The organism is Rhizobium sp. No.120 (assembly GCF_054558365.1).
In genome coordinates this window covers 264021-290179 of sequence record NZ_BAAJNQ010000005.1, presented here as the reverse complement: position 1 = coordinate 290179, position 26159 = coordinate 264021, and the positions used below count along the sequence as shown (strand labels likewise).

Annotated in this window: 24 protein-coding genes; 8 read left to right on the top strand and 16 right to left on the bottom strand. The window is 60.2% G+C overall.

The window, feature by feature from the left end; translation table 11 throughout:
- The first annotated feature begins 5 nt into the window (after positions 1-5).
- Both ACYJRZ_RS17920 and ACYJRZ_RS17915 read left to right on the top strand, forming a co-directional pair.
- Positions 6-1181, top strand: coding sequence for a dihydrodipicolinate synthase family protein (locus ACYJRZ_RS17920; protein ID WP_459461125.1), 1176 nt, complete (start codon positions 6-8; stop codon positions 1179-1181).
- A 29-nt stretch (positions 1182-1210) separates the two neighbouring features.
- Positions 1211-2035, top strand: a complete 825-nt coding sequence (locus ACYJRZ_RS17915; RefSeq protein WP_459461123.1) for a sugar phosphate isomerase/epimerase family protein — start codon at positions 1211-1213, stop codon at positions 2033-2035.
- Positions 2036-2114: 79 nt separating this feature from the next.
- Here the strand turns inward: ACYJRZ_RS17915 and ACYJRZ_RS17910 are convergent, their stop codons facing one another.
- Both ACYJRZ_RS17910 and ACYJRZ_RS17905 read right to left on the bottom strand, forming a co-directional pair.
- On the bottom strand, positions 2115-3221 hold the full coding sequence (locus tag ACYJRZ_RS17910; RefSeq protein ID WP_459461121.1) for a branched-chain amino acid ABC transporter substrate-binding protein: 1107 nt from the start codon (positions 3219-3221) through the stop codon (positions 2115-2117).
- A gap of 1 nt (position 3222) precedes the next feature.
- Positions 3223-3600, bottom strand: coding sequence for a hypothetical protein (locus ACYJRZ_RS17905; protein WP_459461119.1), 378 nt, complete (start codon positions 3598-3600; stop codon positions 3223-3225).
- 15 nt (positions 3601-3615) lie between these two features.
- Here ACYJRZ_RS17905 and ACYJRZ_RS17900 point away from each other — a divergent pair, with 15 nt between their 5' ends.
- Positions 3616-4440 carry an aminoglycoside phosphotransferase family protein gene (locus ACYJRZ_RS17900; protein ID WP_459461117.1) on the top strand — a complete coding sequence of 275 codons (825 nt, stop codon included), beginning with the start codon at positions 3616-3618 and terminating at the stop codon, positions 4438-4440.
- Here the strand turns inward: ACYJRZ_RS17900 and ACYJRZ_RS17895 are convergent.
- From ACYJRZ_RS17895 to ACYJRZ_RS17865, 7 genes are all read right to left on the bottom strand, one after another.
- The gene (locus ACYJRZ_RS17895) at positions 4437-5819 is read right to left on the bottom strand and encodes an FGGY-family carbohydrate kinase (RefSeq protein ID WP_459461115.1); all 1383 of its coding nucleotides are present in this window, start codon (positions 5817-5819) and stop codon (positions 4437-4439) included. The two genes, ACYJRZ_RS17900 and ACYJRZ_RS17895, sit on opposite strands and share 4 nt — an antisense overlap.
- Entirely contained in the window at positions 5816-6142 is a 327-nt protein-coding gene (rhaM, locus tag ACYJRZ_RS17890; RefSeq protein WP_459461113.1) for an L-rhamnose mutarotase, read from the bottom strand. The genes ACYJRZ_RS17895 and rhaM overlap by 4 nt, the downstream gene beginning before the upstream one ends.
- On the bottom strand, positions 6139-7155 hold the full coding sequence (locus ACYJRZ_RS17885) for an ABC transporter permease (protein WP_459461111.1): 1017 nt from the start codon (positions 7153-7155) through the stop codon (positions 6139-6141). The genes rhaM and ACYJRZ_RS17885 overlap by 4 nt, the downstream gene beginning before the upstream one ends.
- Complete coding sequence (locus tag ACYJRZ_RS17880) at positions 7152-8156, bottom strand: ABC transporter permease (protein WP_459461109.1); 1005 nt, start codon at positions 8154-8156, stop codon at positions 7152-7154. The genes ACYJRZ_RS17885 and ACYJRZ_RS17880 overlap by 4 nt, the downstream gene beginning before the upstream one ends.
- 10 nt (positions 8157-8166) lie before the next feature.
- A complete protein-coding gene (locus tag ACYJRZ_RS17875; protein WP_459461107.1) occupies positions 8167-9702 on the bottom strand; it encodes a sugar ABC transporter ATP-binding protein in 1536 nt (511 codons plus the stop codon).
- Between the two features lie 73 nt (positions 9703-9775).
- Positions 9776-10771: a rhamnose ABC transporter substrate-binding protein gene (rhaS, locus tag ACYJRZ_RS17870; protein ID WP_113407536.1), complete on the bottom strand. Its 996-nt coding sequence runs from the start codon at positions 10769-10771 to the stop codon at positions 9776-9778.
- Between the two features lie 51 nt (positions 10772-10822).
- Positions 10823-11635 carry a DeoR/GlpR family DNA-binding transcription regulator gene (locus tag ACYJRZ_RS17865; protein ID WP_459461104.1) on the bottom strand — a complete coding sequence of 271 codons (813 nt, stop codon included), beginning with the start codon at positions 11633-11635 and terminating at the stop codon, positions 10823-10825.
- A gap of 207 nt (positions 11636-11842) precedes the next feature.
- On the opposite strand from ACYJRZ_RS17865, the gene ACYJRZ_RS17860 reads away from it, so the two are divergent.
- Entirely contained in the window at positions 11843-13939 is a 2097-nt protein-coding gene (locus ACYJRZ_RS17860) for a bifunctional rhamnulose-1-phosphate aldolase/short-chain dehydrogenase (protein WP_459461102.1), read from the top strand.
- A gap of 237 nt (positions 13940-14176) precedes the next feature.
- Positions 14177-15469 (top strand): L-rhamnose catabolism isomerase, encoded by a 1293-nt coding sequence (gene rhaI, locus ACYJRZ_RS17855; RefSeq protein ID WP_459461100.1) that lies wholly within the window; start codon positions 14177-14179, stop codon positions 15467-15469.
- Positions 15470-15511: 42 nt separating this feature from the next.
- Here rhaI and ACYJRZ_RS17850 read toward each other — a convergent pair whose 3' ends face one another.
- A complete protein-coding gene (locus ACYJRZ_RS17850) occupies positions 15512-16222 on the bottom strand; it encodes a helix-turn-helix transcriptional regulator (protein WP_459461098.1) in 711 nt (236 codons plus the stop codon).
- A 102-nt stretch (positions 16223-16324) separates the two neighbouring features.
- Here ACYJRZ_RS17850 and ACYJRZ_RS17845 point away from each other — a divergent pair, with 102 nt between their 5' ends.
- A complete protein-coding gene (locus tag ACYJRZ_RS17845; RefSeq protein WP_459461096.1) occupies positions 16325-16723 on the top strand; it encodes a VOC family protein in 399 nt (132 codons plus the stop codon).
- A 335-nt stretch (positions 16724-17058) separates the two neighbouring features.
- Positions 17059-17850, top strand: a complete 792-nt coding sequence (locus ACYJRZ_RS17840) for an HpcH/HpaI aldolase family protein (RefSeq protein ID WP_459461094.1) — start codon at positions 17059-17061, stop codon at positions 17848-17850.
- A 100-nt stretch (positions 17851-17950) separates the two neighbouring features.
- On the opposite strand, the gene ACYJRZ_RS17835 is transcribed toward ACYJRZ_RS17840, so the two are convergent.
- On the bottom strand, positions 17951-18100 hold the full coding sequence (locus ACYJRZ_RS17835; protein ID WP_459461093.1) for a hypothetical protein: 150 nt from the start codon (positions 18098-18100) through the stop codon (positions 17951-17953).
- A 773-nt stretch (positions 18101-18873) separates the two neighbouring features.
- On the opposite strand from ACYJRZ_RS17835, the gene ACYJRZ_RS17830 reads away from it, so the two are divergent.
- Positions 18874-19770, top strand: a complete 897-nt coding sequence (locus ACYJRZ_RS17830) for a fructose bisphosphate aldolase (protein WP_459461091.1) — start codon at positions 18874-18876, stop codon at positions 19768-19770.
- A 47-nt stretch (positions 19771-19817) separates the two neighbouring features.
- Here the strand turns inward: ACYJRZ_RS17830 and ACYJRZ_RS17825 are convergent, their stop codons facing one another.
- From ACYJRZ_RS17825 to ACYJRZ_RS17805, 5 genes are all read right to left on the bottom strand, one after another.
- A complete protein-coding gene (locus ACYJRZ_RS17825; protein ID WP_459461089.1) occupies positions 19818-20879 on the bottom strand; it encodes a class I SAM-dependent methyltransferase in 1062 nt (353 codons plus the stop codon).
- A 177-nt stretch (positions 20880-21056) separates the two neighbouring features.
- Positions 21057-21608, bottom strand: coding sequence for a glutathione peroxidase (locus ACYJRZ_RS17820; RefSeq protein WP_459461087.1), 552 nt, complete (start codon positions 21606-21608; stop codon positions 21057-21059).
- A gap of 79 nt (positions 21609-21687) precedes the next feature.
- On the bottom strand, positions 21688-23538 hold the full coding sequence (locus ACYJRZ_RS17815; RefSeq protein ID WP_459461085.1) for an ABC transporter ATP-binding protein: 1851 nt from the start codon (positions 23536-23538) through the stop codon (positions 21688-21690).
- A gap of 50 nt (positions 23539-23588) precedes the next feature.
- Positions 23589-24347 carry a DUF1028 domain-containing protein gene (locus ACYJRZ_RS17810; protein ID WP_459461083.1) on the bottom strand — a complete coding sequence of 253 codons (759 nt, stop codon included), beginning with the start codon at positions 24345-24347 and terminating at the stop codon, positions 23589-23591.
- A gap of 5 nt (positions 24348-24352) precedes the next feature.
- Entirely contained in the window at positions 24353-26140 is a 1788-nt protein-coding gene (locus tag ACYJRZ_RS17805) for a gamma-glutamyltransferase family protein (protein WP_459461081.1), read from the bottom strand.
- Positions 26141-26159: the final 19 nt, after the last annotated feature.

Here is a 26159-nt window from a genome sequence, read left to right as displayed (position 1 = left end):
ATCTCATGGAGCGAAGCCTTCACTTGCCAAGGGCGGACGGCACGATCACCGCCTTCTCGCCCGCCAATGAGCCGTTGATCGCGCCTGTGAAACCGGCGGATGGCCATCACTTCAATCGTGTGGCTTATGCGGCGGCGCATGTCGTGGTCGATGCGCTTGCTGACAACGATCCGTGGCTTGATCGCAATATCGACTGGGATCGCACGATCGCTTTCCGCGAATATCTGTGGGGCCTCGGCCTCGGCGTCGCGGAAGCAATGGATACCGCACAGCGCGGCATGGGGCTCGACTGGACCGGCGCAAAGGAGCTGATCACGCATGCGCAGTCGGCCGCCCGCGGCCGGCCGAATGCCGTGATCGCCTATGGCGCCGGCACCGATCATCTGCAGCCCGGTCCCAATGTCACGATCGATGACGTCATCCGCGCCTATGAGGAACAAGTCGCCTATGTGGAAGGGCAGGGCGGTCACGTCATTCTCATGGCGAGCCGGGCGCTGGCGGCAGTCGCTAAGAGTCCGGACGACTATGTCAGGGTCTACGACCGCATCCTCGGTCAGGTCAAAGAGCCCGTCATCATTCATTGGCTCGGCTCCATGTTCGATCCGGCACTGGCGGGCTATTGGGGCTCGGCCGACGACATGCTGGCCATGGAGACCGCGACAGCGATCATCAATCAGAATGCGGCCAAGGTCGATGGCGTGAAGATTTCGCTGCTTTCGGCAGAGAAGGAAATCGTCATGCGCCGTCGGCTCGCTCCGTCGGTCAAGATGTATACCGGCGACGATTTCAACTACGCGGAACTGATCGCCGGTGACGAGCAGGGCTATTCGCATGCCTTGCTCGGCATCTTCGATGCCATCGCGCCGGCGGCGAGCGCGGCTCTTGCAAAGCTCGCTCAGAACGATCTCGACGCCTTCCATGCGATCTTGGCGCCGACTGTTCCGCTGTCACGCCATATCTTCAAGGCGCCGACGCGGTTTTATAAGACCGGCGTCGTCTTCCTCGCCTATCTCAACGGCTTCCAGGATCATTTCCAGATGCTCGGCGGCCAGCAGACCGCCCGCTCCATCCAGCATCTTTCGGAGTTGTTCCGTCTGGCGGATACGGCGCGCGTTCTGCGCGATCCGGATCTGGCGACATATCGCATGAAGACGATCCTTGCGACCGTCGGCATCGAATAGCCGAAAAAGAATCGGGGAAGGAGATCACGGTGGCCATAGAAGGTTTGTCCATCAATCTGGCAACGGTGCGCCAGCAATATGACATGCGCCAGGCGGTCGAAGCCTGCTTGAAGCAGGATATCCTCGCGATTGCGCCCTGGCGCGATCAGGTGCACAAGATCGGGCTTTCGGAGGCTGTTCGTATCGTCGCCGACAACAAGCTCAAAGTGACCGGGCTTTGCCGCGGCGGCATGTTTCCTGCGGCAAGCGCCGAGGGGAGGGCGGCTGCAATCGACGACAACAAGCGGGCGATCGACGAAGCGGCGGCGTTGAATGCCGATTGCCTCGTCCTCGTTGTTGGCGGCTTGCCGGAGGGATCCAAGGATATCGTTCACGCTCGCGAGATGGTGGCCGACGGCATCGCCGCGATCCTGCCGCATGCGCGCAGCGCCGGCATTCCAATCGCGATCGAGCCACTGCATCCGATGTATGCGGCCGACCGCGCTTGTGTGAACACGCTGGAGCAGGCGCTCGACATCTGCGATCTCCTCGGCGAAGGCATCGGTGTCGCGATCGATGTCTATCATGTCTGGTGGGATCCGAAGCTCTATCAGCAGATCGCGCGTGCTGGCGCCGGTGGCCGCATCCTGGCGCATCACATCTGCGACTGGCTCGTGCCAACCACGGACCTGCTGCTCGACCGCGGTATGATGGGCGATGGCGTTATCGACTTAAAGCGCATCCGCGCCGAAATCGAGAAAGCCGGTTTCTTCGGCTTGCAGGAGGTCGAGATATTCTCTCAGAATAATTGGTGGAAGCGGCCAGGCGAGGAGGTTCTCTCCACCTGCATCGAGCGTTTCCGCAGTGTTTGCTGAGTGGCAGTACCCAGGATCGACAACAAAAAACCGGGCCAGCAAGTGGCCCGGCTCTGTTTCGAAGCGATGAGGTGGCGACTTATTCGGCCGAAACGATCTTGCCGCCTTCCCACTTGTAGAGCGAGAAGCTCTGCGAGGTCAGGTCGCCGGTTTCGCCGTAGGTGACCTTGCCGATGGCGGTGTCAATCGGCTCGCCCTTCTTCAGCGCAGCGCCCACGGCTTCGGCATCATCTGCCTTGCCGGCCTTCTCGATGCCAGCCTTTAGCACTTCGACGGCGGCATAGGCGTTGAGCGTGAAGGCTTCGGCCGGAATGTTACGTGCCTTCAGGGCGGCAACGGCGCTCTGCGAAGCCGGGTTCTTCAGCGCGTCAGACGCATTGGTGAAGAGCGTGCCGGCAGCCGAATCGTTGGCGATCGCCCAATATTCGGTATTGGACAGGCCGTCGCCGCCGATGATCTGCGCCTTGACGGAGATGTCGTGCAGCTGGCGGGCCAGTAGTCCTGCTTCCGGATGATAACCACCGAAGTAGATGACGTCGACGCCGGCCTGTTTCAGCTTTGCCGTCAGGGCGCTGTAGTCCTTTTCGCCTGGGGTCAGCGAGTCGTTGACGACTTCGGTAATACCGCCCTTGTTGATCGCTGCCTTGAAGGCATCTGCGAGGCCCTTGCCATAGGCGCCCTTGTCGTTGAGGACCGCGATCTTCTTGTCCTTGAAGTGTTTCACGACATATTCGCCGGCAACGACGGCCTGCTGGTCGTCGCGGCCGCAGGTGCGTAGGACATTGGTCAGGCCGCGATTGGTCAGGCCCGGGGCAGTCGCGGTCGGCGTGACCATCAGAATGCCGTTTTCGGCCAACGCGTCTGAAACCGGAATAGCGACGCCTGACGTAACCGGGCCGACAACGAAGCGGATGCTCTCGCCGACGAAGCCGTTGGCAACCGATACGCCCTGCTTCGGATCGCCGGCGTCGTCGCCAAGCTTCAGAACGAGCTTCTGGCCGAGAACGCCGCCGCTCTTGTTGATTTCTTCGATCGCGGTTTGCGCGCCATTCTTGACCTGCTCGCCGTAAGCTGCGACCGGGCCGGTCAGCGGCGCGATGAGGCCGATGGTGATGTCCGCATGCGCGAGAGGTGCGAAGGCCAGCGAAGCGACGAAGGTCGCGGCCGTCAATGTCTTCAGACTCATGTTAGCTCTCCTTGGATGGGCGCGGCAGCGCCCTTTGAACCCGCTCGCAATCGCCTGTCTCGACGCGCAAACTGCCGTGAAGCGTTCTTTTTAAAGAGACAAAGCTGATATCGAAGCGGATGATCGCCTCCGGACATTTTTTGATCTCGAAAACGCTCATAAGGGTATTTTCTGTAGGAATATTGGGACGATTCCGCAAGAAAATAACCGTCGCGAAGACAATTTTAGCGCTTTTTCGAAAATTTTGACGAGGGATGGTTGTCGCCTGCCTGCCGCGGGGATCGAGGTCATACGACAGAAAGGTTAGTTGAGACGGGAGGTGGAAATCTACATGCCGCTGATCCACATAAGCCGCAGCGCCGATCGCAACGCATGCCAAGGAGACTGATCTCGCGTGAATGAGAGTGACGATTTCAAAGCCTATTTTGACCTCTGGCAGCTGATCCCTGATGGCGCGCCGATCGTGACGCATTCCAGCCGGCTTTTCCCCGTGCGTCGTGATGGCGAGCCGGCGATGCTGAAGATCGCCGATGCACCGGAGGAGAAATCGGGGGCCGAGCTTATGGTCTGGTGGAATGGCATTGGTGCCGCGCGCGTTCTCGAACATAAGGACGATGCTGTCCTGCTCGAACGGGCGACCGGCAGCCGCTCACTTGCCGAGATGGCAAGGAATGGCGAGGACGACGAGGCAAGCCGTATCATCTGCAAGGCCGTCGCTGGGCTTCATGCCTCTCGCGGGGGCGCCTTGCCGCGATTGATTCCGCTTGTCCACCGGTTTCGTTCGCTCGAAACTATGGCTCACTGTGAAGGTGGTATCTTTGTCCAGTCCGCAGTTGCCGCCCGCGCGCTGTTGTCGGAGCCCCGCGATGTCGTAGCGCTGCATGGCGACATTCATCACGGCAATATCCTCGATTTCGCGGAGCGCGGTTGGCTCGCGATCGATCCGAAGGGGCTCGTGGGCGAGCGCGGCTTTGATTACGCCAATCTCTTCTGCAATCCCGATAATACAGTCGCCACATCTCCCGGCCGTCTTGCTCGGCAAGTGACGGTCGTTGCCGAGGCAGCGGGAATGAAGCGTGAGCGCCTGTTGCGATGGATCATTGCCTGGGCCGGCCTTTCGGCAAGCTGGTTGATCGAAGATGGCGAGGATGAACACGTCGATCCAACCCTGCGCGTTGCCGAAATCGCGGCGGCGGAACTCGCCAGAACCGAAGATTAGGAGATCAGGGCCTCGCGCCAGGACTGCCGATAGCGCGCGATCCCCCGCAGTTCGGCGCGAATAGGCGGGTTGTCCGCCGCACCGATGGGTCTTATCCCCGCCAGCAAGGCGGCACCCTGGCTGGTGCCGGTCGAGCCCGCTAGCGCGATGACATCGGTGCTCGTCAAGGCAGAGAGGGCGATGAGGTAGGCGCGATTGCGCGCAAAGGGACCTTCGACGAAGATCGGTCCTTTAGCGCTGATCAGACCGAGGCAGGCTTCGGTCATCAGCGCAAGATAGAGGCTGACGGCGGCAAGGCGTTCGGCGGAATTGATCGCACTGCCGATCCAACGCATTTTCCTGCCCGGAAACGGACCGGAGCCCTCGACTACATTGGGCAGTAGCATGAGGCCTTTCTCGATCACTGGTTCCAATGCGGCTTCGATTGCTTCATGGGATGCAGTACCGATTTCCGCTGCCAGAATCTCGAACTCGCGGCCGCCCATGAAGCGGGAAGACGGCACGGCGCGGCCATAGGCATCGATATTGGCAAGCGTATCGCGGGCGGGATCGAGATGGTCGAGATCGCCGCCGACGCCGAAACTGATCACCCAGGTTCCCGTCGAGACGACGACGAAAGGTGCTTCGTTCTCGACCAGATGCGGCAGCAGTGAAGCGTTGGAGTCGTGAATGCCACAATAGACGAGCACTGCCTTCGTCAGTCCGATCTCTTCGCTAAGTGCTGGCAGGACCGGTCCAAGTGCGTCGAAAGCTGAACGGACCGGCGCCATCAGCGTGCGGATGCCGAGCCTGTCGACGAGCGACGAATAGGTTCCAGCCGTCGGATTCCAGAGATCGGTGTGGCAGCCGAGCGAGGTCACCTCATTGGCGGCAACGCCGGTCAGGCGAAACGCCCAATATTGCGGATAGGTCAGGATCGTCGCGATGCGGGCGAAATCCGCCGGGAAGGTGCTTTGCTGATAGTGGATCTGCGCGCCGACATTCAGGCCACCGGATAGCCGCGGCGAAAAGGTTTCGGCAAAAGTCGGGCGCAGTTGCCCATAGGCTTCCTGAACGGGTTGCGGATAGATGTGTTCGTAATCGAGAACCGGCAAGCCAAGATCGCCGTCGGCGTCCAACAGGACCGCCGAGGCACCATGCGTTGTGATTGATATTGCATCGAAGCCGGGCATGGCTGCAAAGCCCTTCAGAGCCGAAATGATGAAATCCCACAGGCCTTCGGTATCGTAATGCGGATAAGGACCCGACTTCAGAACGCTGTTTGCAGTTCTGACAGCTGCAATCTCGGCACCGGTCGCGGCATCCAGCACAACGACCTTTGCGTTGGTCTTGCCGATGTCGATCACAGCGATGTGGCGGTAGGCTGTCTCGTTGCTCATGGCAGATGGAAGACCGTGACGAGATCGCTCTGAACTGGCGAATTGTCGGGATTGGTCGCCATGATATCGGCCATGTGCGCCCACCATTTCTTCATGACAGCGTGTTCGGGCAGGCTTGCCATGGAATGATCCTTCGGTCGTGTCAGCACGCCGAAGAGCGTGTTTGTCTCGCGGTCGAGATGGATCGAATAATCGCTGACGCCTGCCTGATGCAGCAGATCCACCAGCTCGGGCCAGATTTCATCATGTCGCTTCCGGTATTCCGCTTCCATGCCTGGATTGAGCGTCATCTTGAAGGCGTGGCGTTCGAGAGCAGCGGTCATTTGGAGCTCATGGTCTTGATGCGCCGGGCAATGATCGGCAGCGCGATGGTGATGATGAGGAGGAGGCCGATGAAGATCGACATGACGATGCCTGGTACGTTGAGCAGGCCGAGGCCGAAGGTGACGAGCCCCATGACGAAGGCGGCGATGACGACGCCGCCGATCGTGCCCGAGCCGCCGAGGATCGATACGCCGCCGAGCACGACCATTGTCACCACCTCCAGCTCCCAGCCGAGCGCGATCGAGGGGCGCGTCGAGCCGAGGCGGGAGGTAAGGCAGACGGCGGCAATGCCACTCATGATGCCGGTCAGGAGAAATAGGATGAATTTGATCCGCTCAACCGGAATGCCCGAGAAGCGCGCGGCGAAATCATTGTTGCCGATCGTATAGACCTGCCGACCGAAATTCGTCGCATGCAGCAGGATCGCGAAGACGACCGCCAGCACGATGAAGAGCACGAATTCGAATGAGAAGACCCAGGCGACATAGCCCTGGCCGAAATAGGCGAAGCTATCCGGATAGTTGCCATAGGCCTGGTCCCCGAGAACGATATAGGAAATGCCGCGAAACAGGCTCATCGTGCCGATGGTGACGACGATCGACGGCAGCTTCAGCACCGAAACCAGGAAGCCGTTGAAGATGCCGCAGACGAGCCCGACGCCGATACAGATCGCGACGAGGCCAGGTGTGTCGACGCCCAGTTGCGCGGCTGCGCCCATCGCCGTCGACGCCAGCGCTATGATTGCTGCGACCGAGAGGTCGATTTCGCCGGCAATCACCAGCAGCGCCATCGCAAAGGCGATCATCGCCTTTTCGGTGAAATTGAAGGTCGCGTCAGAGAGATTGTAGGGGTCGAGGAAATAGGGCGAGGCCAACGAATTGAAGATGAAAATCGCGACCGCAACGCCGAAGAGCAGCGTTTCCCAGCTCGACAGGATGCGCTTGAAAGGAGTGCCGAGGCGATCGGGAATGACGCGCTTTTCCGCGGTTGCCGCTTGAGAACCGTTGCTCATGCGTGCGCTCCCTGGCTGGCGGTGTCCTTTGCGGCCTGATCGCGCAGGATGATGCGGCCGCGATTGCGTTCGCGCCGGGCGTTGAAGACGACGGCAAGGATGATGACGGTGCCTGATATCGCCATTTGCGTGAACGGCGAGATGCCGATGACCGGAAGTGCGTTCTTAATGACCCCAAGGAAGAGGGCGCCCAAGACCGCGCCGGCGACCGAACCGACGCCGCCGGCAATCGAAATGCCGCCGATGACGCAGGCGGCCACGCTGTCGAGTTCGAACCCATTGGCGATATCGACATAGGCGACCGCATAGCGCGAAACCCAGAGGTAGCCGCTCAGCCCCGCGAGCGCGCCGGAGAGGACGAAGGCGAGGAAGCGCGTCCAGCCGACATCGATGCCGGCATAGACGGCGGCAACCGGATTGCCGCCGCTCGCATAGGCCGAGCGGCCGAACTGCGTGTAGCGCAGCACCAGATACATCATCAGCACGATCACGATGCCGATCCAGGCAAGCACCGGCAGGCCGAGAAGCGGCGTGCGCGGCACGTTCAGGAAAATCGGCGTGAACTGATGCGCATTGACCCAGGCGCCGCCCGACAGCACGAAGGCCATGCCGCGATAGATCGTCAGGGTGCCGAGCGTCACGACGATCGGCGGGATTTCCAGCGCCCAGACGAGATACCCATTGATGGCGCCGAGAACCGCACCCATCAGGATCGCCGTGATGACGAGTGCGACCAGCGGAATATCGGGATAGGTGGCGTTCAGCATCGCAACCGCCATGCCGGTCAAAGCCAGATTGGCGGCGACGGAGAGATCGATCGACTTCGTCAGGATCACCGTCATCTGGGCAAGGGCCAGGATGATTAGGATCGATGTGTCGTTGAAGATATTGGCGAGATTGGTGGGCTCGGCAAAGCCGGCCGCACGCGTTGCGAAGCCGGCGATCATTATGACGATGATGATGGCGAGCAGTGTTTCGCGCTTTTTGAGGATGCGTGGCATCCGGCTCTCCTTATGCATTTCCCGTGGCGGCGCGCACCAAGGTTTCCGGCGTCAGCCCCTCGCGCTCGAAAAGGCCAGCGGACAGGCCTTCCTTCATGACCAGGACGTGATCCGACATGCCGAGGATCTCGGGCAGTTCGGAGGAGATCATGATGATGCTGAGGCCCTCGGCCGCCAGTTCGCTGATGAAGCCGTGGACGGCTGCCTTCGAGCCGATATCGATACCCTTGGTGGGCTCGTCCAGAATGATGATCTTCGGTTGCGTCGCGAGCCACTTGCCGATGACCACCTTCTGCTGGTTGCCGCCGGAGAGCGTTCCCACAGGCACGGAAAGCGCGGCAGCACGCAGATCCAACCGTTCGGCGTATTTGCGGGCGAGAGCGAATTCGTTGGCCGCCTTCAGGAAGCCCTTGCGCGAGGTGCGTCCGAGTGACGGCAGCGACATGTTCTGATAGATCGGCATCGGCAGCGCCAGGCCGTGGCGGCCACGCTCTTCCGGCACATAGACGATGCCGGCGGCAATGGCATCCTGCGGCGAGTGCACCTGGATTTCCTGTCCGTCGAGCGTCAGACGTCCGGAGAGCGGTCGGGTAATGCCGAAGAGCGATTGGCAAAGCTCCGAACGTCCGGCGCCGATCAGCCCGTAGACGCCGAGGATCTCGCCGCGCCGCAGCTTGAAGGAAATATCGCGGAATTCGGTGCGGTGACAGTATTTGTCGACTTCGAGAACGGTGTCGCCGATGGTAACGGGCACTTTCGGGAAAGCGTCCTTGACGTCGCGCCCGACCATCATGCGGACGATCTCGTCCTGCGGCGTCGACTTCAGTTCGCCGTGGCCGACGGCGCGGCCGTCGCGAAAGACGACGAAATTGTCGGCGATCTCGTAGAGTTCGTCAAACTTGTGGCTGATGAACAGGATCGCCTTGCCCTTTGCCTTCAATCCCTCGACGATGCGGAAGAGATCGTCGATCTCCTTGCGGGAGAGGGCGGCGGTGGGTTCGTCCATGATGACAATGCGGGCCTCGATCGACAAGGCGCGTGCGATTGCCACAAGATGGCGCTGCGCAATGGAGAGGTCTTTCAATCGGGTCGTGGGATCGATGGCGCTTTCCAGCGATTGCAGAAGCTCTTTCGATCGGCTGTTCATCCTCTTCCAGTCGATGGTGCGCCAGGATGTGCGCGGCGCATGACCGAGAAAGATGTTTTCGGCAACAGTCAGCTCGTCGAAGAGCACCGTCTCCTGATGGATGGCCGTGACGCCGGCATCGATGGCTGCCTGCGCGTTGGCGAAAGCTGTTGGCTTGCCGTCGACGAGAATCTCGCCCTCGTTCGGGCGGTAGATACCGGTCAAAATCTTGACGAGGGTGGATTTGCCGGCACCGTTTTCGCCGATCAGGGCGGTCACCTTGCCGGGATAAAGCGAAATGCTGACGCCATCCAGCGCTTTGACGCCCGGAAAGATCTGGGAAATGCCGCGCATCTCCAGAATGGCCTGATTGTCCGCGGCTGGTGCGTCCGCGATGGAGCGTTGAAGGACTGTGGTCATCAGCAATGTACCGGATCATTGAAACCAGGTCCGGCGGCTGATGCCGCCGGAGTGCTGCGAATGCTGGTATCGATCAGAAAACCTTGGAGAACTGATCGATGTTCGAGGCATTGTAGACGAACGGATCGGCCATGGCGGCTTCGCCGTTTTCGCCAACCTTGATCTTGCCCATGCGGCCGGCATTGATCTCGCTGCCCGGCTTGCCGTCGGTTTCGCCCTTGACGAGGCGATAGGCGATCTGCGTGGCGGAATAGCCAAGATCGATCGGATTCCAGATCGCGAATTCCTTCGTCGCGCCTGATTTGATGGCGCCGGCCATTTCGGACGGCAGGCCGAGACCGGTCACGTAGACCTGGCCGATCTTGCCGGCATCCTTGACCGCCTGCGAAGCGGCGAGCACGCCGACCGTCGTCGGAGCGACGATGACCTTGACTTCGGGATGCGAGGTCAGGAGGCCCTGGGCTTCACGATAGCTCTTGTCGGAGAGATCGTCACCATAGACGGTCGTGACGAGGTTGAGGCCCGGGAAGTCCTTCAGCTGCTTCTTCATCTCGCCGATCCAGATGTTCTGGTTCGTCGACGTCGTCGTGGCCGACAGGATGGCGAAGTTGCCCTTGCCGCCATCGAGGTGATCCTTGGCGAGCGTCAGGCACATCTTGCCGATCAGCTCGTTGGACGAAGGGTTCAGCTGCAGGATGCGGCCGGCCTTTGCGACACCGGAATCCCAGGAGATCACCTTGATGCCGCGCTGTGCCGCCTTCTTCAGGGCAGGCACGACGGCATCGGGATCGTTCGCCGAAATTGCGATGGCATCGACGCCCTGTGCGATCAGCGAGTTAATCACTTCGATCTGGCCTTCGGCCGTAGTCGAGGTCGGGCCGGTATAGATCACCTGCACGCCGCCGAGATCCTTGGCTGCTTCCTGGGCGCCCTTGTTGGCGGCTTCGAAGAAGCCGTTGCCCAGCGACTTCACAACGAGACCGATCTTGACGTCCTTTGCACTGGCCGCGCCGGCGAAAAGCGTGGCGGCGAGCGCGACGCCGATCGCCAGTTTCTTTGCTATATTCATGTCACTTCCTCCCAAAGTTGATAGGCTATGCACACCCCATCGCCGCTTGTTTTATGCGACCGACGGGGAATCCTCCTCGTCGGCCTCGGCCGAAACGTTCGCTATTACAAGCGATACGCCTGCATCCTCGATCATACGCACGGTCTCGGCGGTCACGCCGTCATCGGTAATGATGGTCGAAACCTGCTCGAGCGGACAAAGGATCAGGCTGGAACGCTGACGGAACTTGCTCGAATCGACCATGAGGACGAGTTCGTCCGCCTGCCGCATCAGCTTCTGCTCGCTCTGGATCAGCAGTCCATCCGCCTCCATGATTCCAAGAGGGCCGACGCCTTGCGCGCCGAGAAACATCCGTCGTGCGTAGAAATTGCGCGTGGTATCGTTGTCGAAAGGCGAAAGGATCAGGCTCTGCTCGCGATAGATCGCGCCGCCCGGCACCGTCACCGTATTTTTCGAATGCTTGACCAGATGTTCCGCGATCGCGAAGGAGTTGGTCATCACCTGCAGGCGGAACGCCGAGATATAATGGACCAGCTGGAATGTCGTCGTGCCGCCATTGATGATGATGGCGTCACCCGGACTGCACAATTCTGCCGCCTTGCGCGCTATTGCGCGTTTCTTGTCGATATTGACGGATTCTGAGACGCGGAAGGGTCGGCCGACGAGATTGCCAAGCTGCGGAGGATGGATCGATTCCGCGCCGCCGCGCACGCGCCGGATCTTTCCCTGCACGTGCAGGGCAGCGATATCACGGCGTATCGTCGCTTCCGAAGCCTCGGTCAGCTCGGAAATATCCTGAATCGTCACGACAGACTTTTCCTGTACGGCGCTCAGAATAATGCGATGGCGTTCGCGTTCGTGCATTGGCTCCTCCTTGAGGGCGGTTATTTCGCAAATATGACAATGTGTCAATCATAAACGATCATAAACTTTCATATTGCATCGCAACATTATCGAATTTGACCGTTTTCGATTGACAAGGTGACTATACGTGAGCGATACCCTGCTCACAAAGGGCGGTTCCATCATGATCCGGTCTGCCCGAAAGACTTGATTTCAAGGGAGGATGACATGGCGGCTGGCGTTCAGCTTCTGGAAAACCGTTGGGATGATGCATATGCTGATGGACTCGATGAGCCCGGCAAGCTGCTTTATCGGTCGAATCTGCTCGGTGCCGATAAGCGTATCACCAACTACGGCGGCGGCAACACGTCGGCCAAAGTCATGGAAACCGATCCACTCTCCGGCGAGAAGGTTAGGGTGCTCTGGGTCAAGGGCTCCGGCGGCGATGTCGGCACCATCAAGCTCGATGGTTTCGCAACGCTCTATCAGGACAAGCTCGACAGCCTGAAGAACATCTATCAGGGCGTTTCAGACGAGGATCGCATGGTCGGCTTCCTGCCGCACTGCACCTTTAATCTGAATGCGCGGGCCGCTTCCATCGACACGCCGCTCCATGGCTTCGTGCCGTTCACCCATGTCGACCACATGCATCCCGATGCCATCATCGCCATCGCCGCGTCGAAGAATTCGCGCGAACTGACACGCGAGATCTTCGGTGAGAAGATCGGCTGGCTGCCCTGGCGCCGCCCCGGCTTCCAACTCGGCCTCGATCTCGAAGCCTTCGTCAAGGCGCATCCGAATGCGAAGGGTGTCGTGCTCGAAAGCCATGGCCTCTTCACCTGGGCCAACGATGCCAAGGAATGCTACGAGCTGACGCTCGCGATCATCAACAAGGCGATCGAATGGTTCGCCGCCAAGACGGCAGGCAAGACCATTTTTGGCGGTGCCATCACCCAGAGCCTGCCGCAGGCGCAGCGCCGTGCGATCGCCGCCCGGCTGATGCCGGAAATCCGCGGCCGCATCGGCAAGACCGAGCGCAAGCTCGGGGATTTCGATGATCAGGATGCCGTGCTCGAATTCGTCAACTCGAAGAACCTTCGCCCGCTTGGCGCGCTCGGCACGAGCTGCCCGGATCATTTCCTGCGCACCAAGATCCGGCCACTGATCGTTGATTTCGACCCGGCCAAGCCCGATGTCGATGCGGTCATCGCCGGCCTCGACAAGGCGCTGGAAGATTACCGCGCCGATTACGCGCGCTACTACAATGATTGCAAGCACGACAACTCGCCTGCCATGCGCGACCCGAACCCGGTGATCTTCCTCGTGCCCGGCGTCGGCATGCTGTCCTTTGCCCGGGACAAGGCGACTGCCCGTATTGCTGGCGAGTTCTATGTCAACGCCATCAACGTCATGCGTGGCGCCTCTACGGTTTCCGAATATCAGGGTCTGCCGGAGCAGGAAGCCTTCGATATCGAATATTGGCTGCTGGAGGAGGCGAAGCTTCAGCGCATGCCGAAGCCGAAGAGCCTTGCCGGCCGTGTCGCTTTCGTCACCGGCGGCGCCGGCGGCATCGGCCGAGCGACGGCGGCGCGCCTGGCGGGCGAGGGCGCCTGCGTGGTTCTGGCTGACATCGACCAGGCGGCACTTGAAAGCACACAGGCCGATTTCGCCAAGCGATATGGTGCCGATGCGGTACGTAGCATCAAGCTCGACGTGACGAAGGAAGATGCAGTCATCTCCTCCTTTGCCGAGGCTTGCGTCGAATTTGGCGGCGTCGATATTCTGGTCTCGAATGCCGGTATAGCATCGTCCGCGCCGATCGAGAGCACCGAGCTTTCGATGTGGAATCGCAATATCGATATCCTCGCGACCGGCTATTTCCTCGTCTCGCGCGAAGCCTTCCGGCTGTTCCGCCGCCAAAATCTCGGCGGCAATGTCGTCTTCGTCGCGTCGAAGAACGGTCTTGCATCCTCGCCGAATGCCGCCGCCTATTGCACGGCAAAGGCTGCCGAGATTCATCTGGCCCGCTGCCTGGCGCTGGAAGGTGCGGAAGCCGGTATTCGCGTGAACACGGTCAATCCCGACGCCGTCTTGCGCGGCTCGAAGATCTGGAATGGCGAGTGGCGCGAGCAGCGCGCTGCCTCTTCGAAGATCGAGGTGGACGAGCTGGAGGAACATTACCGCAAGCGCTCGATGCTGAAGCTCAATGTCTTCCCTGAGGATATTGCCGAAGCCATCTACTTCCTGGCCTCGGACCTTTCCGCCAAGTCGACGGGCAACATCATCAACGTCGACGCCGGCAACGCGCAGAGCTTTACGCGGTAGTTGCGGGGGGAAGCGGCAGCCTCGGGGCCATCCTCATGGTTCGAGGCTCTACCGCACTCGCTTCGCTCTTGCGGCAGCGCACCTCACCGTGAGGGTGGAGCAGCGCTTGCGCCGACTGAATGGGAGATCAGCCCTCACCCTGAGTTGGCCCGTAGGGCCCCCGATGGGTGTGGGCGGGTGATGGCTTGCAGAGTTATCGCACTGTAGTGTTTCGAATGACGCATTTGGGAGGAAAGAATGGCCGAATACAGGATCGCGCCCGATCTGGTCGCTGCAGAAAATGACAAGCGCGCCGCCGCGCTGAATTCCGATTACGAGGCGCTGGGCGCCACGCTCGCCCGGCGCGGCGTCGATATCGAAGCCGTGACCAAGAAGGTCTCCGAATTCTTCGTTGCAGTTCCTTCCTGGGGTGTCGGTACCGGCGGTACGCGCTTTGCCCGCTTTCCCGGCACCGGCGAGCCGCGCGGCATCTTCGACAAGCTCGATGATTGCGCCGTTATTCAGCAGCTGACGCGGGCAACACCAAGGGTTTCGCTGCATATTCCCTGGGACAAGGCCGATGCGAGGGAATTGAAGGCGAAAGGCGATGCACTCGGCCTCGGCTTCGACGCTATGAACTCCAACACTTTCTCCGATGCGCCCGGTCAGGCGCATTCCTATAAGTTCGGTTCGCTGAGCCACGTCGATGCGGCAACCCGCGCCCAGGCCGTCGAGCACAACATCGAATGCATCGAAATCGGCAAGGCGCTCGGCTCGAAGGCGCTGACGGTATGGATCGGCGACGGCTCGAATTTCCCCGGCCAGACCAATTTCACCAAGGCCTTCGAGCGCTATCTCGCCGCCATGGCCGATATCTACAAGGCACTCCCGGACGATTGGCGGCTGTTCTCCGAGCATAAGATGTACGAGCCGGCCTTCTATTCGACGGTCGTTCAGGACTGGGGCACCAACTATCTGATCGCGCAGACCCTCGGCCCGAAGGCGCAGTGCCTCGTCGATCTCGGTCACCACGCGCCGAATACCAATATCGAGATGATCGTCGCGCGCCTCATCCAGTTCGGCAAGCTCGGAGGCTTCCACTTCAACGACTCGAAATATGGCGACGACGATCTCGACGCCGGCGCCATCGAGCCCTACCGCCTGTTCCTCGTCTTCAACGAGCTGGTCGATGCCGAACGGCGCGGGGTCAACGATTTCAATCCGGCGCATATGATCGACCAGTCGCATAACGTCACGGACCCGATCGAAAGCCTGATCTCCAGCGCCAATGAAATCCGCCGTGCCTACGCGCAAGCGCTGATTGTCGATCGAAAAGCACTGGACGGCTACCAGGATGCGAATGACGCGCTGATGGCATCGGAAACGCTGAAGCGCGCCTATCGCGCCGATGTCGAACCGATCCTGGCCGAAGCTCGCCGCCGCGCCGGTGGCGCCATCGATCCGGTCGCCACCTACAGGGCGAGCGGCTATCGCCGCAAGGTTGCCGGCGAACGTCCGGCTTCCGTTGCCGGCGGCGGCGGGATTATTTGATATTATCGGGTGCGGGCACAAAATGGCGCCGGCACTTGATGCCTATTGCGCTTGGCCTAATTGCTGGAGTTCTGCCTCTCGCCAGGCCGACCAGCGGCGGCGAAGCTCGCCTGGCCGCAAGCCATGACCTTCATCGAGCATGTCGGCCTCGGTAATCCGTTCTGTGCGGAAATGCCGGAAGCTCTGGCGTAGCTCACACCAGGCCACCAGGATGCGGCTGGTGTCGGAATAGCCAAGGATTACGGGCCAGGCGATCCTTGTGCTTTCCGCCCCCGTATAGGACTGATAACGCAGGCGAAGTTTTCGTCCTTCGCGGATTGCGGCCCGCAGCATTGGCAGGTCGATGTTTTCCTCTTCAGCTTCCTGAAGGAGCGGTTTGGCGCCGACGCTCGGCTCAAGAATGAAGGGGCGCAGGTGCTCGGGCACGATGGCGGTGATCTTGGCAACCACATCGCGTGCGGCATTGGCAAGGGTCTTGTCGGCACGGCCCGCAACCCATTGTGCTCCAAGGACGACGGCCTCAATCTCCTCGGGCGTCAGCATGAGCGGTGGCATTTCGTAACCGGGCGAGAGGAGATATCCAAAACCGGCCTCGCCTTCGATCGGGACGCGTTGACTCATCAGATCGGCGATATCGCGATAGACCGTGCGCTTGGAGACTTCGAGCTCATCCGCCAGCGCGGCGGCGGTCACTGGCCGGCTCGACCGGCGCAATATCTGTATGATCTGAAACAAACGGTCGGCGCGACGCATTCCTGCTGACTCCTGCTGCCAGTATGGTGGCAACAGCCTTATGCAACAAGAGCCTTCGAGCCGCCAACGATATGTTCGGCCGGCCTTTTGAAGGAGTATGCGATGAAACTGGCATCCATTCGTCTGATCGCTTCAGACATCAAGAAAGTAGTCGGCTTTTATGAGATGGTCACCGGCCACCGGGCCGAGTGGCTGGCGCCGGTCTTTGCCGAGATCGTCACCCCGGCGGCGACGCTTGCGATCGGAAGCGCCGAGGCCGTCGCCCTGTTCAAGGAGGGCAGCGCCGAGCCCTGTGCCAATCGCTCTGTCATCATCGAATTCCAGGTTGGTGATGTCGATGCCGAATTTGCAAAGCTAAAGGACAAGGTGGAGGTCGTGCACGAGCCGAAGCTGATGCCCTGGGGCAACCGGGCAGGGCAGATCCGCGATCCCGAGGGAACGCTCATCAGCCTCTATACGCCTGTTACGGATTTTGCGAAGCAGCGTTTTGCTGATCGCTGAGCGATAAGGAGCCGGCGAAATCCCGCGGATGAGAGATGCCGTCTGCCTGTCGGCATCTCTCGTCTTCAGTCACGTCTTGGCCGCCTTGCGAGCGTGACGAACCGACCCAAATAGCTGCATATTTGTCATGGTCGTCGGGCAGATTTGAAATCATCCTTATGCACGGCAACCGACGATGGTCGAAGCCGTGCTTTGTCGATTGTATCAGTCGCATGCGCACTTTCGAGTGGCTCGGCAATGGGAATTGAGTATTGTCGATTGCAACGGCTTGCCGTGATTTGGCGGCTGAGGCGAGCTCCAAAATGGGGCCGGATGTTGATAGGTGAGGAAAGACGATGACGACTGACATGAACGGTTTTGCCGGACGCCTGAAGCGCCGCGAGAATGGCGGCATGATCTCCGGCTGGGTCGGTATTCCCGATCCGATGCTCGTCAACCATCTGGCTCAGGAAGATTTCGATACTATTGTACTCGATATGCAGCATGGCATGTGGAACATGGAGTCCGCCGCCAACGGGATCGCCTATGTGCGCCTGGCCGGAAAGCCGGCGATTGCCCGCATTCCCGTCGGCGATTTTGCTTCTGCCTCGCGCCTTCTCGATGCCGGCGCCTCCGCCATTATCGCGCCGATGATCAATTCCGCCGATGATGCGCGCGCCTTGGTGCAAGCGACGAAGTATCCGCCGCTCGGCGAGCGGAGCTGGGGGCCATCGCTCGCACTCAATCATTTCGGTCTGCCGGCCGAAGACTATCTGAAAAGCGCCAACAGCCTGACCGCTACCATCGCTATGGTGGAAACCCGCATGGCGCTCGATGCCATCGACGAGATTCTCGCAGTCGACGGCATCGATGGCATCTTCGTCGGCCCGTCCGATCTTTCCATCGCGCTTTCGAACGGCGCCCGTCTTGCACCCGATAGCGCCGCGATCGATCAGGCGCTTGCAACCGCGCTGGCACGCTGCCGCGCCCACGGCAAGGTCATTTGCGCTTTCGGCGGCGATGGCGCACGCGCTGGGGAATATCTGAAGCTCGGCCTCGATCTGGTCATCGCCGGCACGGAGACGGCTCAGCTGCGCAACGGTGCCCGTACGGCCATTCAGGCCGCGCGAAAAGGCGCTGATTCATAATCGGCTGGGATAAAGCTACCCGGGGGTATCCCACGGGCAGCGGTGGTTGCGCTAGAGCCGGATGATTTTAGGTCTGTTCGACCTAAAATCTGAATCCGCTCTAGTTCACCAGTTTTACATAGCAGGGGCGGTAGGTCTCGGTACCGCAGCCGCCACCGACGGCTTGCGCCGGCGTGATTGTGTTTTGGATGGCGATTGCCGCGAGCGCGACGGCGATGATTGTCAAAACAGTTTTGCTATATTTGTCCATGAGATTCCCCTAATAATAGAATGGCTGGCGATATGCATCTTAAAATTGCCTTTCTGAATGCCGGCTGAATATAGATGCTAAAGGTTGTACCGCGATGTCGCGCGACACTATCGGATCGACAGCCTAGACACGCCCCCTCCTCCTTTGATCGGGTCAGCCGTGTTCTCAAGGAAGGCCGCCTTCCTGCACCGGGCGATCATCGGCGAAGATCCGGCCGAGTTGCGGGAAGTCGTTCGCGCTGAATTCGTGGATCACCATAAACAACTTCGTCGCGCTTGAATGATGCCGCAGTTTGCCAGTTGAGCAGAATCGCGGATGCCATGCAGTCGGTCCTTCCCCCTTTTCGCGCCGGAAAAAGGGCTGCACAACCTCACCCAAAGGCAAATCAGCTCAAAACGGCTCAAATCACACGGATGGTGAAAAGCTGAAGTTAAAATATTGTTCGACCGGTTCCCGGCGCGCCATCTTCCAGTAATAACCGCCTTAATCGGTTTATTCGGCGAGTTGGCGCGGAAAGAGCCGTGTTGGCAAGCTGTCACACCCAAAACTCCGCAGTTCACGGTCATTGATTTCTCGAAAATGCTGTGCATTTCGACTGGATAACCATCGGAATTCCGTTAGGTTTCTCAGATATCGGTCGCTTGCAGGGCCGGATCAGGGGCGAAAACGTTCGCCGGGGTCGATAGTTGCAACCGGCCGGAGATGCCAAAAGGCTTGTCCGGTCCAGAAAGTCCGTATGCGCCGCACGGCGTTGCGTAATAAGGGAGAATAGTATGGCTGACGAAAAGATGATGTCGCAGATGTCGGGCAAGGGTGGCTTCATCGCTGCCCTGGATCAAAGCGGAGGCTCGACCCCGGGGGCCCTGCGTCTCTATGGGATCGCCGATTCCGACTATAATGGCGATGAGGAAATGTTCCGTCTGATGCATGAGATGCGCGTGCGCATCATGACGGCTCCCTCATTTTCCGGAGATAAGGTGATCGGCGCCATTCTTTTCGAGAAGACCATGGATGGTGAGGCGAAGGGCAAGCCGGTTCCCACCTATCTTTGGGCCGATCGCGGTGTCGTCCCGTTCCTCAAGGTCGACAAGGGTCTGGCGGCCGAGGAGAACGGCGCGCAGGTGATGAAGCCGATGCCGGATCTCGACGTTCTGCTTGCACGTGCGGCGAAGAAGGGAATCTTCGGCACCAAGATGCGTTCGGTCATTGCCAACGCCGACAAGACTGGTATTGCCGCGGTGGTCAAGCAGCAGTTCGAGATCGGACACCAGATCCTCGGCCATGGTCTCGTGCCGATCATCGAACCGGAAGTCTCCATCAAGAGCCCGACCAAGCAGGAGGCCGAGGCTATTCTGCGGGACGAGATCGCCCAGAGGCTCGATGCAGTGCCGGCCGGCGAGAAAGTCATGCTCAAGCTGACGATCCCGACGGTTCCGGATTTCTACAAGCCTCTCGTCGATCATAAGGCGGTGGCGCGCGTCGTGGCGCTTTCGGGCGGCTACAGCCGTGCGGATGCCTGCGAAAAGCTCAGCCACAATCATGGAATGATCGCCAGCTTCTCCCGTGCTTTGACCGAGGATCTGCGCGTGACGATGAGCGATGCTGAATTCGACGCCAGCCTCGCAAAAACCATCGACGAAATCTATCAGGCGAGCGTCGTGAAGGCCTAATCACCGAAAGACGCCGGGCCGCGTTAGGCCCGGCGTCTTCCTACCGGTCATGCCCTGACTTCGAAGACCATGTTGAACGGCGTTTCGGTCGCCTTGCGGAAATGTGAATAGCCCGCATCCATGGCAACCTTGCGCAGCTTCAATTCGCCGGCCTGCGCGCCCAGGCCCAGCCCGACTTCCTGCGACAGCGAGGCAGGTGTGCAGATCATCGTCGATGCGCCGTAGAAGACGCGACCGACCGGGTTGAGATTGTCTTTCAGGCAATCATGCGCAAAGGGCTCGACGATCATCCAGGTTCCGTCGTCGGCAAGGCTTTCCTTGACATGTTTACCGGCACCGACCGGATCGCCCATGTCGTGCAGGCAATCGAACATGGCGACAAGATCGTAACCGGCAGCCGGGAAATCCTTGGCGCTTGCCTGCTCGAAGGTGATGCGTCCATCGACGCCCGCCTGTTTCGCGGCAGCTCGTGCCCGCGCGATCGACGGCAGGTGATAGTCGAAGCCGAAGAATGTCGAATTCGGATAGGCCTGCGCCATCAGGATGGTCGAGGCTCCATGGCCGCAGCCGACATCGGCGACAGCCGCGCCGGCCTGCAATTTCTCATGCACGCCGTTCAGCGCGGGTATCCATTCCGAAATGAGATGGCTGTTGTAGCCCGGTCGGAAAAAACGCTCCGTGCCGCGGAACAAGCAGGCGCTATGCTCATGCCAGCCGAGGCCGCTGCCGGTCTTGAAGGCATTGGCGATCTTCGGTTCATCCAACCACATGGATTGGACGACATCGAAGGCACCGTTGAAGAAGGCGGGACTGCTTTCCTCCGCAAACACCATGGCCTGTTCCGGCGTCAGGTAGAAGCGCTCGGTTTCGTCGTCATAGCTGACATAGTCGGCCGCAGCTTGAGCCGACAGCCATTCGCGCACATAGCGCTCCTTTACGCCAACCTTATCGGCAAGCTCCACCGACGTCATCGGTGTTCCGTCCGCCATGGCCTTGAACAGACCGAGATGGTCTCCAAGTGTCACGAGCACACCGGAGACCGCTGCGCCAACATCGCCGACCAGGCGACCGACCAGGGCATCAAGTTTCTGCATATCAGGTTCACGCATGACATCTTTCTCCCAGATTGATGTGGCGTTTCTTCGGATATATTCGAAGACTTGAAAATAATCCTGAGCGTAGTCGTAAGCAACGACATAGCAAGGCGAAGTAATACTCGCCCTGCTTGCAAAAATAGATCTTATTATTCTGAATTATTTCGGCTTTTATCCGATCTGCCGCGGATTTCAGCCGGCGCGAGCCAGTTCTTTTTCCAGAACGGAGAGCAGGCGCGGATCGTCCGCGGTTACATCAGGCGCAAAGCGGGCAACAACGTCGCCGTCGCGACCGATCAGGAACTTTTCGAAATTCCAGACGATGCCACCGTTCTGCCCGGTCTCGAGGCCATGTTTGGCGAGCCGTTCACGCATCGGCCCGTCTCCTACCGTCTCGACGCTGGAGGCGATCAGTCTGTCATAAAGCGGATGGCGGTTTTCACCTGTCACGGCGATCTTGGAAAACATTGGAAACTGCACGTCATAGGTCAGCGTGCAGAACTCCAGAATCTCTTTGTCGCTACCCGGCTCTTGACCTTTGAAGTCATTGGCCGGAAAGCCGGCGATGACAAGGCCTTCGTCCCGCTTTTCCTCATAGAGCTTTTCCAGCCCTTCATACTGCACCGTCAGTCCGCATTTGGACGCGACATTGACGACCATGATGACCTTGCCGCGATAGTCGGCAAGCGTCGTATCGCTGCCGTCGATCTTCTTTACCGGAATATCGAGCACGTTATCGGTCATATCATTCACTCCAGATAAGATGGAAAACAGGATGCCGATATTTGCCCGGAATTCGGTGGCGTCAAGGTCAGAATGCGCCTCAGGCGGCCTCTTCCATTCGAACCAGATGGCCCTGCGAGACCTCGCGGTAGTGTCGCGCGGGTGGCTGATAGCCGACGGGGCGCACGGGGCTCTTCAACTCGTCGACGGCGAGGTTGCGCCGGATGCCGCGCCGGGATGGGTCTGGTACCGGGACGGCCGCCATTAGCTTCCTGGTATAGGGGTGCTGTGGGTTTTCGAACACCGATGCGCGCGGGCCGATTTCGACGATCTCGCCAAGATACATGACTGCGACGCGATGGCTGACGCGCTCGACCACAGCCATGTCGTGCGAGATGAAGAGATAGGAGAGATTGAGGCTCTGCTGCAGATCCATCAGCAGATTGCAGACCTGCGCCTTGATCGACACATCGAGCGCCGAGACGCTCTCATCAGCGACGATCACCTTCGGATCGAGCGCAAGCGCGCGGGCAATACAGATGCGCTGGCGCTGGCCGCCCGAGAATTCGTGCGGATAACGGCTCATCATGTCGGCTTTCAGCCCGACGCGTTCCAGAAGATCGGCGGCCTTTTCCCGGGCTTCGGCGCGCGTGCCCAAGCGATGTTCGATAATGGGTTCCGCTACCGCGGCGCCGATCGTCATGCGCGGATTGAGGCTCGCAAACGGGTCCTGGAAGATCATCTGGATGCTGCGGCGCATCCGGCGCAGATCGAGCGTATTGAGCTTCATCACGTCATAGCCGTCGAGGCGAACTTCGCCGGATTTGGGGTTGATGAGGCGCATGATGGAGCGCCCCGTCGTCGACTTACCGCAGCCGGATTCGCCGACCAGCGACAGCGTTTCCCCTTGTGCAAGATCGAAGGAGACGTTCTCGACTGCATGGATCGCGCCCGTCGGGCGAGCCAGCAGGCCGCCGCGAAGATCGAAGCGGGTGACGAGGTTCTTCACCTCGAGCACCGGTGTCTTGCGGTGATCGACGGTATCCGCGAGCGCCTTCGGTTCGCTGCGTTCGCCGGTGCTTGCGTCAACGACCGGGAAGCGCAACGGTTGCGGCTGGTCTTTCATCGAACCCAAGCGCGGCACGGCTGACAGCAGGGCTCGGGTATAAGGATGCTGGCCGCGATGGAAGATATCGTCGGTCTTCCCTGTTTCCACCGCTTCGCCGCGATACATGACGATGGTGCGATCGGAGATTTCGGCAACAACGCCCATGTCGTGGGTGATGAAGAGGACGGACATGCCTTCCTCTTCCTGCAGCTCCTTGATGAGGTCGAGGATCTGGCCCTGGATTGTCACGTCGAGCGCGGTCGTCGGCTCATCGGCGATCAGGAGTTTCGGGCGACTGGCAAGCGCCATCGCGATCATCACGCGCTGGCGCATGCCGCCGGAAAACTGGTGCGGATATTCGTCGAAGCGCGAGGACGCGTTGGGGATGCGCACCTTTTCCAGGAGGCGGATCGTTTCGGCTTTTGCCTCGGCCTTGGAAATATTGCCATGGCAGGTCAGCGCCTCGGAAATCTGCCGGCCGATGGTGAAGATCGGATTGAGAGAAGTCATCGGCTCCTGGAAGATCATCGCGACGTCCTTGCCGCGCACCTTTCGCATCTCGGCCTCCGGCAATGCCAGGAGATCGCGGCCGTTGAGCCTGACTTCGCCCTCGATGCGGCTGCTGGCCCTGGCGAGTAGCCGCATGATCGAAAGCGACGTCACGCTCTTGCCGGAACCGCTTTCGCCGACGATAGCGACCGTCTCTCCCGGCATGACATCGAAGGAAATGTCCTTCACGACCTTGCGCCACTCGCCATCGACGAGAAACGACGTGGTGAGATTGGAGACGGAAAGGACAGGCTGGGTGCCCGGATTGGTCATCTGCGCTGCAACGGTCGGCATGAAGTTCCCTTTTATGATTTTACCATTGGTCAGGCTTCAATTGAGCTTGCTCACGATGGAGCTGCCATGGTGGCATGGGAGGCTGAGGGGCGACCTTCGGCAACCCTTCCGGCTTCGAGTGCGGCAATCTTTTCGTCTATCTCGCGGCGGTCGATCATGCCGCTTGGATTCTGCCGTGTCGGCATGGTCTCGGCGACATGGAGATAACGCTCCTGTGCGACGGCATAGAGCCGCTCGAGTTCGGCAAGCGGATCTGCACTGTCGTCGACACGAATGTTTAGCCAGGCATAATCCTGGTCGCGGTGGATGACGAGTGCTGCCGATTGCTTGCCACGCTTATCCCCGCCTGCATCCTCGCCCGCCCGCATGGCTTCGAGCAGCCGTTCGGCAAGTGGTTTGCCTGCGGTTTTCTTGAAGGTCGCAAGCGTTTCCGCAATCACCTGCGGGCCGGCCAGCATGTTGCCAGCCACCGATACATTGTCGTCGACCAGATGCCCCGCCCAATCGATACACCTGGCGCCGGTAAAGGCGGCATTGTTGCCCTTATTGTCGATCAGGTGAAATTGCCGCTGCTCGCGGCCTTCGTCGCGGGCGCTCAGCGTTTCAAGAATTTCATGGGGCGCGTGACCGGATGCCAGCATCGCAAGTCCGTCGATGCCGTAAAGCGGGCTGGCAAAAGCCTGCGTCGCAACCGCGCCGATGCCGCCGCGAATATGCGGCACGATGCTGCCGACGGCAAAGAAGCGGGTGGCGACGGCGATTGCAAGATGTCCAGTTTCCGGCTCTCGTGCAACGATCGACCAGGTCATCGGCCCTATCTCCCGATAGCGTAGGCTTGCATCAAACGCGGAGTCGCTGCAGCGCGCAAGAGACCGTCGGCGTCGCGCCGTGCGGCGGTGAGGCGGCCTACGGTCCATTCCGGTGCGACGGTCAGCTGATGGCCTTTCTTGCGGAGCGTATCTAGCACATTGGCACTGAAATTCGCCTCTGCAGTCAGGCCGCCGGGCTCGCGAGTGCGCGGATAGAAGGAGCTCGGGAAATGCGTGCTGTGGAACAGCGGCTTGTCGATCGCCTCCTGCAGGTTCAGCCCATGATGGACATAGCGCAGGAAGAAGGAGAGCTGCCACTGCTCCTGCTGATCGCCGCCGGGCGTGCCGAAAGCGAGCGTCGGGCGTCCCTCATGCAGTGCCATTGTCGGGGTCAGCGTCGTGCGCGGCCGCTTGCCCGGTGCCAGCGAGGAGGGCAGGCCCGGCTGCAGCCAGAACATCTGGGCGCGAGAATTGAGGCAAAAGCCGAGGCCGGGAATGATCGGCGAGGATTGCAGCCAGCCACCCGATGGTGTGACCGACACCATGTTGCCCTCGCGGTCGATGACATCGATATGCACGGTGTCGCCGCGCTTCTCGGTGAGATGCGACATTGTTGGCTCGTAGACCGCACCGCTCTTGGCTTCCGGCGCTTCGAGCATCGCCATGGTAAGATCGTACTGGCTTTCAAAGACGGGCAACTTGCCGGGCCGCAGGGCAAGCGAGGCCTCGGACGAAATCAGCTGGCGGCGCTCAGCGGCATAGGCATCCGACAGCAGGGTTTCGAGCGGTACGTTCGTGAAATTGGGGTCACCGTAATAGACCTCGCGGTCGGCAAAGGCGAGCTTCATGGCCTCGGTAACGGTGTGGACGAAATCGGCGCCGGCGGGGTCCATGCCGGCCAGATCGAAACCCTTAAGCAGCGATAGCGTCTGCAGGAAGACGGGGCCTTGACCCCAGGGGCCGATCTTGGCGACTGTCCAGCCATGATAATCATAGGTCAATGGCGCCTCGATAGTGGCGCGCCAGTTGGCCATGTCGTCGGCGGTCAGCACGCCCTTATGGCGCCCGCCGCTCGCATCCATGACCTCCGTTTTGCTGACATAGCTGTCGATCGCTTCCGCGACGAAGCCGCGGTAATAGGCATCGCGCGCGGCTTCGATCTGCGCTTCGCGATCGCTTTTGCTTTCCGCCTCGGCAACGACACGCTTCCAGGTTTCGGCAAGAACCGGGTTCCTGAAATTGGACCAGGGTTCGGGCGCTGTTCCCCCCGGAAGCCAGGTCTCGTAGGAGGTCGGCCATTCCTTGCGGTAGAAATCGGCAAGATCTGCGATAGTCGCGGAGACGCGCGGCAGGACGGGATGGCCTTTCTCGGCATAATGGATCGCCGGTTCCAGCACGTCGCGGACGGTTAGCCTGCCGTAATCGCGCAGCATCAGCATCCAGCCGTCGAAGGCGCCGGGAATGACGGTGGCGAGCAGGCCATCGCCGGGAATGAGCTTCAGCCCCTCGCGCGTGTAATGCTCGATCGTCGCGCCGGCCGGTGCCGGCGCCTGGGCACAAATGACCTCGACCTTATCCTTCTTCTTCGAATAGAGGATGGCGGGCAAGTCGCCGCCCGGCCCGCAGAGATGCGGCTCAACGATCTGCAGCACGAAGCCCGTCGCAACGGCGGCATCGAAGGCATTGCCGCCCTTTTCGAGAATGCTCATGCCGACGGCAGATGCGATCCAGTGCGTCGAAGTGACGACGCCGAAGGTGCCGAGGATTTCGGGGCGGGTGGTGAATGCGGTCATTGGGGGCATCCTTTTGAGT

Coding starts and splice junctions, on each gene's coding strand:
- ACYJRZ_RS17880 (WP_459461109.1), bottom strand. CDS start 8,156: ATGCCACGCATCCTCAAAAAGCGCGAAACACTGCTCGCCATCATCATC.
- ACYJRZ_RS17850 (WP_459461098.1), bottom strand. CDS start 16,222: ATGCGTCGCGCCGACCGTTTGTTTCAGATCATACAGATATTGCGCCGG.
- ACYJRZ_RS17840 (WP_459461094.1), top strand. CDS start 17,059: ATGACGACTGACATGAACGGTTTTGCCGGACGCCTGAAGCGCCGCGAG.
- ACYJRZ_RS17845 (WP_459461096.1), top strand. CDS start 16,325: ATGAAACTGGCATCCATTCGTCTGATCGCTTCAGACATCAAGAAAGTA.
- ACYJRZ_RS17885 (WP_459461111.1), bottom strand. CDS start 7,155: ATGAGCAACGGTTCTCAAGCGGCAACCGCGGAAAAGCGCGTCATTCCC.
- ACYJRZ_RS17910 (WP_459461121.1), bottom strand. CDS start 3,221: ATGAGTCTGAAGACATTGACGGCCGCGACCTTCGTCGCTTCGCTGGCC.
- ACYJRZ_RS17805 (WP_459461081.1), bottom strand. CDS start 26,140: ATGACCGCATTCACCACCCGCCCCGAAATCCTCGGCACCTTCGGCGTC.
- ACYJRZ_RS17820 (WP_459461087.1), bottom strand. CDS start 21,608: ATGACCGATAACGTGCTCGATATTCCGGTAAAGAAGATCGACGGCAGC.
- ACYJRZ_RS17865 (WP_459461104.1), bottom strand. CDS start 11,635: ATGCACGAACGCGAACGCCATCGCATTATTCTGAGCGCCGTACAGGAA.
- ACYJRZ_RS17825 (WP_459461089.1), bottom strand. CDS start 20,879: ATGCGTGAACCTGATATGCAGAAACTTGATGCCCTGGTCGGTCGCCTG.
- rhaS (WP_113407536.1), bottom strand. CDS start 10,771: ATGAATATAGCAAAGAAACTGGCGATCGGCGTCGCGCTCGCCGCCACG.
- ACYJRZ_RS17830 (WP_459461091.1), top strand. CDS start 18,874: ATGGCTGACGAAAAGATGATGTCGCAGATGTCGGGCAAGGGTGGCTTC.
- rhaM (WP_459461113.1), bottom strand. CDS start 6,142: ATGACCGCTGCTCTCGAACGCCACGCCTTCAAGATGACGCTCAATCCA.
- ACYJRZ_RS17895 (WP_459461115.1), bottom strand. CDS start 5,819: ATGAGCAACGAGACAGCCTACCGCCACATCGCTGTGATCGACATCGGC.
- ACYJRZ_RS17920 (WP_459461125.1), top strand. CDS start 6: ATGGAGCGAAGCCTTCACTTGCCAAGGGCGGACGGCACGATCACCGCC.
- ACYJRZ_RS17835 (WP_459461093.1), bottom strand. CDS start 18,100: ATGGACAAATATAGCAAAACTGTTTTGACAATCATCGCCGTCGCGCTC.
- ACYJRZ_RS17810 (WP_459461083.1), bottom strand. CDS start 24,347: ATGACCTGGTCGATCGTTGCACGAGAGCCGGAAACTGGACATCTTGCA.
- ACYJRZ_RS17815 (WP_459461085.1), bottom strand. CDS start 23,538: ATGCCGACCGTTGCAGCGCAGATGACCAATCCGGGCACCCAGCCTGTC.
- rhaI (WP_459461100.1), top strand. CDS start 14,177: ATGGCCGAATACAGGATCGCGCCCGATCTGGTCGCTGCAGAAAATGAC.
- ACYJRZ_RS17860 (WP_459461102.1), top strand. CDS start 11,843: ATGGCGGCTGGCGTTCAGCTTCTGGAAAACCGTTGGGATGATGCATAT.
- ACYJRZ_RS17875 (WP_459461107.1), bottom strand. CDS start 9,702: ATGACCACAGTCCTTCAACGCTCCATCGCGGACGCACCAGCCGCGGAC.